Here is a 12,026-nt window from a genome sequence, read left to right on the forward strand (position 1 = left end):
TAAGAAAAATAGTAGCTCAACGAGATAAAATTTCATAAAAACAAGTAAAACGTCCATTGCTATATTATTTCAATAGAAATGGACGTTTATTCTTTAATCAGGCGGCAGAGATATTGATATCCTAGCTTTTTTATTATAGGCAAGACAAGCAACTTTTTATAATTAATTAGATTTACATATTGCTTTTGTTAATGTTTACCAATTATTTTATTCTTTTACATCGCTATTTGCTTTAGCGATAATATCTTGTCGATAACGGAACACGTTGCGAACTACAGTCTTAATTACCGCGTATAGTGGTACAGCTATTAAGATAAGGCCGAATCCACCTAGATTCCCAGCAGCTAAAATGACTACAATAATAGTTAATGGATGAATGCTAAGAGATTTACCCATTACATTAGGCGTAATCACGTTACCTTCAAGTTGTTGTGCAACAAGTGTGATGATACATACCCAAATGAATATAGTAGGACTTTGTATAATAGCAATGACCCCTGCAGGAACAAAAGCCATCCAAGGACCTAAGAAAGGAATCATATTAGCTACACAAGCGAACATAACAAGTAAAAGTGTATAATTTAGACCTACAATGGAATAACCAATATATAAAATAATTCCGAGAATAATACTAACTGTAACTTGCCCTTGAATATAAGATTTAACTGTTTCATTTAAATCCTTCAATAATTCTACAGTAAATACTTTTCTATCTCCTTTAAACAATCTTGCGATAAAAGGTATAAAACGTTCATGATCTTTTAACATATAAATCAAGAAGAACGGAACCATTATTAGTAAGAACAAAGTAGAAATAAATGATGTAAGGTATCCTAACGAGTTGGATAGAATGCCAGCGATGCTATCGCTCATAGACTGAACCATTTTATTAATTCTATCTGTTACGTCATTAGGTAATCTTTCCATCTGGTCTAACGCAAAGTTTATAATGTGTTGAGCTTCATGTTGTAAAGCTGGTATTTGATTTACTAAGTTTTCAATTTGTTCGGCAATTAACGGAGCTAACACGCCAATAACAATACCTATGATTATAATTAATCCTATAAAGATGATTGTGATACTACCCCAGCGCGGGATTTTATTTTTTTCAAGTATTTTTTGAAAAGGTAAACAAATATAAAATAAGAAGCCACTTAGTAACAATGGTAATAACACCGATTGAAGAATAATAATAAAAGGTGTAAAGATAGTGTGTACTTCCATTACTAATTTGACTAGTAAAAACAGGATTAATAAAGCGATTCCTGTTCTAAACCATACCTTGTTAAGCATAGGACGGTTCCTCCTAAAAACTTTATTTGAATTTACTATTCAGTATATCTTAAAAAAAGATAGAACAAAAGATAAAATTGTGAATCTACGCGTAGAAAATATATTTATAATAAAGGATTCGCATAATATGAATATATAAGAAATTTTAATAAATAGTGTGGTATTCGTTTTAATAAATATAATATTTATTAATATACTTTCTATAAAATTTCATAACTTAATATATAAATTGTGAAAATAATAACTAAAAAAATGCGTTGCGCGGAACCTAATATATGTGTATAATATGAAAAAATATCATTTTCTATAATGGTTAAACAAGGGGGATAAGTTATGATAGAAGGTTTTTTAACTTGGCTTTATGACATTGTTTGGAGCAAGCCTTTAGTTTACGGTTTACTTATCACGGGGATTTTATTTTCACTATTTATGAAATTTTTCCAAGTAAGACATTTTAAAGAAATGATAAGGTTGATGTTTCAAGGGGAAAAATCACCAACAGGTATTTCAAGTTTTCAAGCAATTGCATTATCTTTAGCCGGTCGTGTAGGTACTGGTAATATCGTAGGTGTATCTACAGCGATATTTATTGGAGGACCTGGCGCAGTATTTTGGATGTGGGCTACGTCTTTTCTAGGCGCGAGTAGTGCGTTTATTGAATCTACACTTGGCCAAATATATAAACGTGATGAAAAGGGTCAGTACCGAGGCGGGCCAGCTTTTTATATTGAATATGGCATTAAGGGGAAAACAGGGAAAATATATGGTTTGATTTTTGCGATTGTCACTGTTATTTCAGTAGGATTATTGTTGCCCGGTGTTCAATCAAACGCAATATCTAGTTCAATGAAAAATGCATTCCAGTTAAATCCTTGGGTGATTGCTATTTTCTTAGCAATCATTATTGGACTAATTATATTTGGCGGTATCAAGTGGATTGCTAATGCTGCAACTGCAGTGGTACCATTTATGGCAATAATATATATATTAATGGCAGTTATTATTATTATCATTAATATTGAAGCAGTGCCTGCACTCTTTGCATTAATATTTAAATCTGCATTTGGGATGGAAGCGGCGTTTGGTGGCATTGTAGGCGCTATGATTGAAATTGGTGTAAAAAGAGGACTCTATTCCAATGAAGCGGGCCAAGGGACTGGACCACACGCAGCAGCAGCAGCTGAAGTTTCACACCCAGCTAAGCAAGGTTTAGTTCAAGCTTTCTCAGTCTATATAGACACATTATTTGTTTGTACAGCTACTGCACTGATCATTTTACTTTCAGGTACTTACAATGTAACTGACGGTGGCAATACACCGAGTGATAAGGCAAGCTTAATTAAGGATAATGGTATTTTTGTGGAAATGTCTAATGGTGATAAAGATTATTCCGGTACAGCAATGTATGCACAGGCAGGTATAGATAAAGCGTTACAAGGAGGCAGTTACCACTTTGACCCTGCATTCTCTGGATTAGGCTCTTATTTTATAGCTATAGCATTGTTTTTCTTTGCTTTTACTACTATTTTGGCATATTACTATATCGCAGAGACGAATATTGCGTATTTAACAAGAAATGCAAATTTTAGAACTTCTTTTATGTTTATTAATATAACAAGAATTGTCTTGATTTTAGCTACAGTATACGGTGCTGTCAAAACAGCAGATATCGCGTGGTTAATGGGAGATTTAGGCGTAGGAATGATGGCGTGGCTTAATATTATTGCGATTTGGTTATTACACAAGCCTGCCATTAATGCATTAAAAGATTATGAAATGCAGAAAAAACAATTAGGTTCTGGTAAAAAAGCAATATATAAACCAGATCCTGAGGAAGTACCTAACGCTGTATTTTGGTTAAAAGATTACCCGGAACGTTTAAGAAAAGAAAACATAAATGATTAAAACTAAATATGGAAATTAGATGGATTTTAATCGATTTATTTTAAAATAATGCGTCTCTTGGTACAATGTCATTAAGACTACGAGGGGGCGCATTTTTTTATGGATCATTTTCAACCAGGAAGAATAAATAAGATAGATTTTCCTAGTAAAATATTAGATAGAGATGTAACATTGTCTATTTATTTACCTAAAGATTTTACAGAACTGTTTAAATATAAAGTTATCTTTTGTTTTGATGGTTTAGATTTTTTCAGTTTTGGGAAAATTCACAGAACATACGAGAAATTATGGGAAGCAAATGAAATAGAAAGAGCTATCTTTGTAGGATTTCACTATGAAGATGTTGAAAAACGGAGAGCTGAATTTCACCCACGAGGAATTCGCACGCCTTTGACGGTGAAAGCTATGGCTAACGAAATTTTACCGTATATTGATGCTCAGTTTCCAACTTATAAGGTAGGTAATGGTAGGGTAGTGCTAGGTGATAGTCTAGCTGGAAGTGCAGCGTTAATGACAGCATTATCATATCCAAGAATATTTAGTCAAGTCGGCCTTTTAAGTCCTCAACATGATGATGTAATACAAACATTGATTGAGCGTTGTCAATTTCAGGAACAATTGACAATTTGGCATACAGTTGGGTTAGAAGAAGACGATTTTGCTCTGCCAACTACAGGTAAAAGCGCAGATTTTTTAACGCCTAACCGCCAGCTTAGGACAATCATTGAAAATAGTAGCATTACCTACCATTATACAGAGTTCGAAGGCGGACATAGATGGAAATCGTGGAAAAATTTACTAGATGATTTATTAAAATATTTTTTATCAGATAATATTTCTTTTTGATTATCTGAAGGAAATTTAGTTAAAAGTAACGAATTTTTATGAAATTTGATATAATGTAGTTATGTTAAACAAAGGAGGAATTTAAATGATTTTAGGATTAGCATTAATTCCGTCAAAAGCATTTCAAGATGAAGTGAACGCATATCGTAAACGTTATGATGCGCATTATGCAACAATCATGCCACATATTACGATTAAAGAACATTTCAAAATAAACGAAAGTGATCTTGAAGCTGTCAAAGAGACAATCAAATCAAGAATCGAGGGGATACCACCTGTTGAAGTACACGCGACAAAGGCATCTAACTTTGCGCCAATTACAAACGTAATTTATTTTAAAGTAGCAAAAACTGAAACTTTAGAAAAATTATTTAACCAATTTAACAGTGGTGATTTTTATGGTCGTCCGGAACATCCATTTGTGCCACATTTTACAATTGCACAAGGCTTGACGAGTCAAGAGTTCGAAGACATCTTTGGTCAATTGAACTTAGCGGGTATTGACTATAAAGAAGCAATTGAGCAACTTTCTTTAGTTTATTATGACGAAAGTGCTGAAAAATGGAAAGTATTAGAGAATTTCAATTTTGCATAATATTTTAGATGAACTTATATTTCGATGACCGAAAATATAATATTGAAACTAAAAAGGAGTCACTATCAACTTTTAGAGGATGTCTAAAAGGATAGCGACCCCTTTTTACTTGTGAATGGTTTGTTTAAATTAGCTATACTGATGTTTGTTTTTATTTTTAACAAAATATATGCCGTAAAATATTGCTAAAAATAAAAATACTAGTGCTGAAAAATAGAAAGTGTTATTAACTGATTTAGAGAATTCTGTGATTAATCCTCCAACAAGTGGACCAATCATTGATCCAAACCCTTGTACACTGTTAAACACCCCCCAAGTCTCTTCTTGTTCATCCATATGAATATGACTCGCCATAAATGTATTCCATGCAGGTAATAAGATGCCGTACATTAGCCCTATAAATAACGCAAGACCCCAAACGATTTTAATGTCTGTGATAATAGATAATGTAAATATCATTAAAGTGTATAAGACAAATCCGCTAAATATAATGCCATACATAAAAGATGTCCCGTTTTTATCGATAATTTTAGATAAAAATAGCATAGAGACTGTACAACCGATGCCGCCAATAATGATTGCCATTGTATATTCAACGGTTGAAACCCCGACGACTTTTGTTGCATATGTAGGTAGTATGGGCACTAGGGCTGTGATAGATGCACCTTGTAATAAAATACCTGGGAACAAGATGAGATGACGTTTAGTCACATTTACAATTTGGCCTAGTTGTTGTTTAACAGGTCTTGTATTGTAATTTGTAAGCCGTATTTTAACAAAGTAATATAAAATCCATGCTATGAGTACGAAGAGTGACATCATAAAAGCGAATTGTGTTGGATGTATTTTAAATATCAAGTTCATGCCGACCATACCGACTAATAAACCTAAAAGCCACGAGAAATAAACATAGCCCATTTGCTTACCGCGATTTTTTTCATCTACACTTGCTAGCATAATTACCCAAATTGGACTAACGGCAATACCTAATAAGATAGCACTCGTGATTAATACAATGGGTGATGTTGGGAACCAAATCACTAAAAATAAGCTACCAAAAGCTAATAAGAAACCCAGTGTTAACACAAGCTTGGTGCCTAAGCGTTTAAGTAAAAATCCAATGACAAAATTTGTGGACGCATCAGCAATAAAGTGAATAGAAATAGCGATAGATGTAACACCTACCGCAATAGAAGTTGCTGTCGGAAGTAACGCTAAATAACTAAGCACGTACATACCTCTAGCAAACTCCATTAAAAATAAAATGATCAACATAATTATAAAGTTTTTATTTGAGTTATAGTTAATATCATTTAACGAAGAGCTTTGCATATAAAGGAACCTTTCCATATACTTCTTCATATCGAGTAGAATGATCTAGAAGTTCTAATAAGTCTTTGCATAATTTATATGTTGAATAGGGGATGCGTGATTCACTCATTGCTTTAGTCATCTCTTTTAATGAAGTTGAATTATTAGTTAACGATGCGACCTGTTGAATCGCTTCCTTTGGTGTATAAGCGATTTTACCGTAACCTTTTTCTTCAAAGTAAATAGCATTTTCTAATTCCTGTCCTGGTGCAGGATCTAAGAAAATCATTGGTATTTGGCGTGTTAGTGCCTCTGAGATAGTAATGCCTCCAGGTTTTGTAATCATTAATTGACTGGACGCCATCCATTCATTCATTTGTTTTGTGTAACCTAAAATAAGTACGTTATCATAATCTTTAAATTGGTTAGCCAATGTGCGTTTTAACTCTTTATTTTTACCACAAATCATAACCACTTGTGAATGTGGACTTTTAGTTAAAATATCATAAATCATCTGTCCAAATCCTTTAGATACACCAAATGCACCTGCTGACATAAGGATAGTAGGTTTTTCTGGATTTAAATTATTTTGACGTAACCACGAAGTTGTATCTATATCTTTTTCAAATTTGTCAGAAATAGGGATACCTGTGACTTTTAATTGATTTCTAGGAATTCCTATTGCAGCGAACTCGTCTTTTAATTCCTCGGTAGCCAAATAATATTTTTGGGAATGAGGTGTAACCCAGTTCTTTTGCAATCTATAATCTGTCATAACTGTAGCTATTGGAATATTCATATCAAATTGTTCAGTTAATACAGACATAACTGGTGTTGGAAAAGTAAGCAAAATTAAATCCGGCTTTTCTTTTAGTAATAAATTAATTAATTTATTTAAGCCATAATATTTATAGAAGCATTTGTCAATTTGATCTGGTTTGCTATAGTAAAAAGATTTATACATATTTCTAAAATACTTAAAGCTATTGATATACCACTTTTTACATATAGAAGTCAGAATAGGGTGAGCTTCTAAAAACAAATCATGTTCTATAACTGTTAAATTGTCTAGATTCATTTCATTGAATTGGTTTACTATGCTTTGAGTAACCTGTAAATGCCCATTACCAAAAGAACCAGTAATAATCAATATTTTTTTGTTACGAGTAACCATTTTGAGTCACCCTCCAATAGTATAAATTTAGCTCATGCTAAGTTTAACGCATTTTATTGTCTTGCGAAAGAAAAAACACAATGAATAGCGATTATATCATTTTACAAATGTATGGAAAATGATTCATACTAATTTAAAAAATTATATTTTGGTAAATTTAGGTTGTCCTATATATACACAATACCACGCTTTATTTCAAAATAAGCTGAATTTAAGAAATTAAATAAATATACATGAAAAAGAAACATGAAAGAAATAATAGTCAAATAATCATTAATTGGCAATATTAGTTTCTATAAAATCGAATGAAAAAGTGTATAATAGAAGTATTGGAAATAAAGGAGCGATTAATGTTGAATGCAAATGAGTTGTTTAAAAAAATAAGGGTCAAACAAGTAATTGGAACATTAGATAGAAACATTACTGATATAACAACGGACTCGCGTACTGCTGGACAAGGAAGTATCTTTGTTGCTTCTAAAGGTTATACAGTTGATAGTCATAAATTTTGTCAAGATGTCGTAAATCAAGGCTGTGAACTCATTGTAGTAAGCCATGAGCAATTATTGGCAGGAGAAGTAACTCAAATCGTTGTACCCGATACATTGCGCGTTGCAAGTTTACTTGCAAATGTATTGTTTAACTACCCAAGTAAACAACTTACTACATATGGTGTTACCGGAACAAATGGCAAAACTTCTATAGCAACAATGATACATCACATTTATAGAAAACTTAATAAAGGTAGTGCTTATTTAGGTACAAATGGCTTCCAAGTTAATGAAGAGAAGTCTAAAGGTGCAAATACTACACCAGAAACAGTTTCTTTAACCAAAAAAATACATGAAGCAGTAGAAAAAGATGCAGCAGCGATGACACTAGAAGTATCGAGTCATGGCTTGTCATTGGGACGTTTAAGCGGCGTTGATTTTGATGTAGCTATCTTTTCAAATTTGACACAAGATCATTTGGATTTTCACGGCACAATGGAAGCATATGGGCATGCTAAGTCATTATTATTCAGTCAACTAGGAGAAGATTTATCACGAGAAAAATACGTTGTGTTAAATCAAGATGATACTTTTTCAGAGTACTTGGCTTCAGTAACGCCGTTTGAAGTGTTTACTTATGGAATTGAGAATGAAGCGCAATTTATGGCTGAAAATATCAATGAATCTTTACAAGGGGTGACCTTTGATTTCAACACACCAGAAGGCGCTTTCACTGTGAAATCGCCGTACGTTGGGTTATTTAACGTATCTAATATTATGGCAGCAATGATTGCAGTTTGGAGTAAGGGCCCGTCACTCAAAGAAGTTATTCAAGCAGTTGAGCATTTGGAACCAGTTGAAGGAAGACTTGAAGTATTAGACTCATCCTTACCCATTGATTTAATTATTGATTATGCTCATACCGCAGACGGTATGGATAAGCTGATCGATGCAGTGAAACCATTTGCGAAACAACGGTTGATTTTCTTATGTGGTATGGCTGGAGAACGTGATATGGGAAAAACACCTGAAATGGGGCGAGTTGCATGTAGAGCAGATTATGTTATATTCACGCCGGATAATCCGGCCAATGATGACCCAAAAAAATTAACTAGAGGATTAGCTAAAGGGGCTACACACAACAATTATGTAGAGTTTGAGGATCGTGCTGAAGGTATTCGTCACGCTATTGAGATTGCTAACCCTGGAGATACAGTCGTATTAGCTTCAAAAGGACGCGAACCTTATCAAATTATGCCAGGCCATGTAAAAGTACCACATAGAGATGATTTGATTGGTTTAGAAGCTGCTTATAAAAAATTTGGTGGTGGTCCTGTTGAAGATTAAATATATAGAACATGATGGCGTCAATATACGTAGTTATATTTATGAGAATAAAAGCGATGGGTTATACCTGATCGTTATACCAGACTTAAATTGGTCAATAGAAATTGAATCTTCATTAAATGAAGATGATATCAAGGAGGAACTTGTGATACACTTGTTTACGTTACTTGATGAATCAACAGCAGAACAGATTGCTGATGTTATTGGTCAATGGATATTTGAGAATTAAAGGAGAGAACAAATGAGTATAAAGGAAGAAGTAGAATCTAGAAAAACTTTTGCGATTATATCTCACCCTGATGCTGGTAAAACCACTTTAACAGAAAAATTACTATTATTTGGTGGTGCAATTAGAGAAGCAGGGACAGTAAAAGGTAAAAAAAGTGGGAAATTCGCGACAAGTGACTGGATGAAAGTCGAGCAAGAACGTGGTATCTCAGTTACAAGTTCAGTTATGCAATTTGACTATGATCATTATAAAATCAATATTTTAGATACCCCTGGTCACGAAGATTTTTCTGAAGACACATACAGAACCTTAATGGCTGTTGATAGCGCAGTAATGGTTATCGACTGTGCCAAAGGTATTGAACCACAAACTTTAAAATTGTTTAAAGTTTGTAAAATGAGAGGCATACCTATTTTTACCTTTATCAATAAATTAGATAGAGTAGGTAAAGAACCATTTGAATTATTAGATGAAATTGAATCTACATTAGAAATAGAAACTTACCCAATGAATTGGCCAGTAGGTATGGGACAAAATTTCTTCGGCGTTATTGACCGTGGTACACACACAATTGAGCCATTCAGAGATGAACAAAATGTGCTTCATTTAAACGAAGATTATGAACTAGAAGAAGATCACCACATTAAAGATGATAGTGCGTTTACACAAGCAATCGAAGAATTAATGCTTGTAGAAGAAGCGGGAGAAACTTTTGATAACGAAGCATTAAGCACAGGTGATTTAACACCCGTATTCTTTGGTTCAGCATTAGCCAACTTTGGTGTGCAAAATTTCTTGAATGCTTATGTTGATCATGCACCGATGCCAAGCGCACGACAAACTAAAGAAGACATTGAAGTCAGTCCATATGACCAAGATTTTTCAGGCTTTATATTTAAAATACAAGCGAATATGGATCCAAAGCATAGAGATAGAATTGCGTTTATGCGCGTAGTCAGTGGCGCATTTGAACGTGGTATGGACGTCACGTTACAACGTACGAAAAAGAAACAAAAAATAACACGTTCAACTTCGTTTATGGCTGATGATAAAGCGACAGTCAATCATGCAGTAGCTGGAGATATCATAGGATTGTATGATACAGGTAATTATCAAATTGGTGATACCTTGGTAGGAGGAAATCAAAAATTTAGTTTCCAAGAACTACCACAATTCACACCAGAATTATTTATGAAAGTTTCTGCTAAAAACGTGATGAAACAAAAACATTTCCATAAAGGTATAGAACAATTAGTTCAAGAAGGCGCAATTCAGTATTATAAAACATTGCATACCAACCAAATTCTCATTGGTGCAGTAGGACAACTACAATTCGAAGTGTTTGAGCATCGTCTTAAAAATGAATATAATGTAGATGTCGTAATGGAACCTGTAGGTCCAAAAATTGCAAGATGGGTTGAAAACGAAGCAGATATTAAAGATAACATGAGTTCATCGCGTTCTATTTTAGTCAAAGACGTATATGATAATTATGTATTTTTATTTGAAAATGAATTTGCTACGAGATGGTTTGAAGAGAAATTTCCAGAAATTAAATTATACAGTTTGTTATAAAGTGATTAATTGTGTATAATACTATATTATTAATAGAATACCTATGACTTTGTAGTCAGAGGGGAGTAATTCAACTTTTTTAAAGAGATATATGAAGTAGCGACATCGTTTGAACATATCTGTTTTATATATCTTTTTAACATAGTCATTTTATCGTCATTACGAAACATGCAATGTTTCCGGTAAAATGGGCAGAATGATACTGTCGAGTGAGACCTTTGCTATAAATGTTACAAACACCAAAAATTTACAAACATACTAACGTTTTATTATATTTTAGTATGTTTGTATCATTGACGATGTGGGTAGCATTTACTTAGCTTAGGTCTCTATTTTTATGTTGAAAAACTAAAGGAGTTGGCCTATATGGATCCGAGTTTAATATTACCTTATTTATGGGTGCTTGTCGTATTAGTATTTTTAGAAGGTTTATTAGCAGCAGATAATGCTGTTGTAATGGCAGTTATGGTTAAACATTTGCCACCAGAGCAACGTAAAAAAGCCTTATTTTATGGTTTGTTAGGTGCGTTTATTTTCCGTTTCATTTCTTTATTCTTAATAAGTATTATCGCGCATTTTTGGTGGATACAAGCGCTAGGCGCACTTTATCTATTGTACATGTCCATTAAAAATCTCATATCCTTCTTTAAAGAGAAAGAGCATCATGTAGATGATGGTACAGACGATCACCACTTTGATGAATCTGGAGAAGAAATACATGCAAGTCCAAAAGCATTTTGGGGTACTGTGTTAAAAGTAGAATTTGCGGATATCGCGTTTGCAATCGATTCTATGTTAGCAGCACTTGCTATCGCAGTTACTTTACCTACCGTAGGTATACATTTTGGAGGCATGGACTTAGGCCAGTTTGCTGTGATGTTCTTAGGCGGTATGTTAGGTGTAATCATTATGCGTTTCGCAGCAACTTGGTTTGTCAACTTACTTAATAAATATCCTGGCTTAGAAGGTGCAGCATTTGCTATCGTTGGATGGGTAGGTATTAAATTGGTTATTATGGTACTCGCACATCCTGATATTAAAATATTGCCAGAGCATTTCCCACATAGTATTGCATGGCAATCTATCTTCTGGACAGTTATGATTGTACTTGTCATCATTGGTTGGTTGACTTCTGTCAAAAATAATAAAAAAGAAAATAAATAATATATTTAGCTTGTAAACAACGCAATAATAGGGTGTCATATCAAATAGGTGTGAATATCTATACTAAGCATATTTTTAGTTTAGTTAACCACTGGT

General features: G+C 33.4%; 10 protein-coding genes. 7 read left to right on the forward strand and 3 right to left on the reverse strand.

Features of this window, described 5'->3' with window-relative positions; translation table 11 throughout:
• Window positions 1–207 precede the first annotated feature (207 nt).
• Window positions 208–1,293, reverse strand: a complete 1,086-nt coding sequence (gene cozEa, locus KA894_RS10090; RefSeq protein WP_103373248.1) for a lipoteichoic acid biosynthesis protein CozEa — start codon at window positions 1,291–1,293, stop codon at window positions 208–210.
• A 333-nt stretch (window positions 1,294–1,626) separates the two neighbouring features.
• Between cozEa and KA894_RS10095 the strand changes: the two genes are divergently transcribed.
• From KA894_RS10095 to KA894_RS10105, 3 genes are all read left to right on the forward strand, one after another.
• Window positions 1,627–3,198 carry an alanine/glycine:cation symporter family protein gene (locus KA894_RS10095; RefSeq protein WP_115342316.1) on the forward strand — a complete coding sequence of 524 codons (1,572 nt, stop codon included), beginning with the start codon at window positions 1,627–1,629 and terminating at the stop codon, window positions 3,196–3,198.
• Window positions 3,199–3,297: 99 nt separating this feature from the next.
• The gene (locus KA894_RS10100) at window positions 3,298–4,044 is read left to right on the forward strand and encodes an esterase family protein (protein WP_096810463.1); all 747 of its coding nucleotides are present in this window, start codon (window positions 3,298–3,300) and stop codon (window positions 4,042–4,044) included.
• 85 nt (window positions 4,045–4,129) lie between these two features.
• The gene (locus KA894_RS10105) at window positions 4,130–4,639 is read left to right on the forward strand and encodes a YjcG family protein (protein ID WP_096810462.1); all 510 of its coding nucleotides are present in this window, start codon (window positions 4,130–4,132) and stop codon (window positions 4,637–4,639) included.
• Between the two features lie 129 nt (window positions 4,640–4,768).
• Here KA894_RS10105 and ltaA read toward each other — a convergent pair whose 3' ends face one another.
• Entirely contained in the window at window positions 4,769–5,971 is a 1,203-nt protein-coding gene (ltaA, locus tag KA894_RS10110) for a lipoteichoic acid biosynthesis MFS flippase LtaA (protein WP_182478052.1), read from the reverse strand.
• Window positions 5,949–7,124: a diglucosyl diacylglycerol synthase gene (locus KA894_RS10115; protein ID WP_115342314.1), complete on the reverse strand. Its 1,176-nt coding sequence runs from the start codon at window positions 7,122–7,124 to the stop codon at window positions 5,949–5,951. Before KA894_RS10115 ends, ltaA begins: the two co-directional genes overlap by 23 nt.
• A gap of 353 nt (window positions 7,125–7,477) precedes the next feature.
• Here KA894_RS10115 and KA894_RS10120 point away from each other — a divergent pair, with 353 nt between their 5' ends.
• The 4 genes from KA894_RS10120 (at window position 7,478) to KA894_RS10135 (ending at window position 11,930) form a co-directional block, all read left to right on the forward strand.
• The gene (locus tag KA894_RS10120; RefSeq protein ID WP_115342525.1) at window positions 7,478–8,962 is read left to right on the forward strand and encodes a UDP-N-acetylmuramoyl-L-alanyl-D-glutamate--L-lysine ligase; all 1,485 of its coding nucleotides are present in this window, start codon (window positions 7,478–7,480) and stop codon (window positions 8,960–8,962) included.
• A complete protein-coding gene (locus KA894_RS10125; protein WP_261793498.1) occupies window positions 8,943–9,191 on the forward strand; it encodes a YueH family protein in 249 nt (82 codons plus the stop codon). Before KA894_RS10120 ends, KA894_RS10125 begins: the two co-directional genes overlap by 20 nt.
• A gap of 12 nt (window positions 9,192–9,203) precedes the next feature.
• Window positions 9,204–10,766 (forward strand): peptide chain release factor 3, encoded by a 1,563-nt coding sequence (locus KA894_RS10130; RefSeq protein WP_115342313.1) that lies wholly within the window; start codon window positions 9,204–9,206, stop codon window positions 10,764–10,766.
• Between the two features lie 366 nt (window positions 10,767–11,132).
• Window positions 11,133–11,930, forward strand: a complete 798-nt coding sequence (locus tag KA894_RS10135; RefSeq protein ID WP_096810457.1) for a TerC family protein — start codon at window positions 11,133–11,135, stop codon at window positions 11,928–11,930.
• Window positions 11,931–12,026 lie beyond the last annotated feature (96 nt).

Origin of the sequence: Staphylococcus sp. GDY8P131P (genome assembly GCF_017891975.1) — a bacterium.
Taxonomy (GTDB): Bacteria; Bacillota; Bacilli; order Staphylococcales; family Staphylococcaceae; genus Staphylococcus; species Staphylococcus nepalensis.

What these genes read in the sequence shown, in the direction of transcription:
- KA894_RS10095 (WP_115342316.1), top strand. Translation starts at nt 1,627, where the DNA reads ATGATAGAAGGTTTTTTAACTTGGCTTTATGACATTGTTTGGAGCAAG.
- ltaA (WP_182478052.1), bottom strand. Translation starts at nt 5,971, where the DNA reads ATGCAAAGCTCTTCGTTAAATGATATTAACTATAACTCAAATAAAAAC.
- cozEa (WP_103373248.1), bottom strand. Translation starts at nt 1,293, where the DNA reads ATGCTTAACAAGGTATGGTTTAGAACAGGAATCGCTTTATTAATCCTG.
- KA894_RS10105 (WP_096810462.1), top strand. Translation starts at nt 4,130, where the DNA reads ATGATTTTAGGATTAGCATTAATTCCGTCAAAAGCATTTCAAGATGAA.
- KA894_RS10130 (WP_115342313.1), top strand. Translation starts at nt 9,204, where the DNA reads ATGAGTATAAAGGAAGAAGTAGAATCTAGAAAAACTTTTGCGATTATA.
- KA894_RS10115 (WP_115342314.1), bottom strand. Translation starts at nt 7,124, where the DNA reads ATGGTTACTCGTAACAAAAAAATATTGATTATTACTGGTTCTTTTGGT.
- KA894_RS10135 (WP_096810457.1), top strand. Translation starts at nt 11,133, where the DNA reads ATGGATCCGAGTTTAATATTACCTTATTTATGGGTGCTTGTCGTATTA.
- KA894_RS10100 (WP_096810463.1), top strand. Translation starts at nt 3,298, where the DNA reads ATGGATCATTTTCAACCAGGAAGAATAAATAAGATAGATTTTCCTAGT.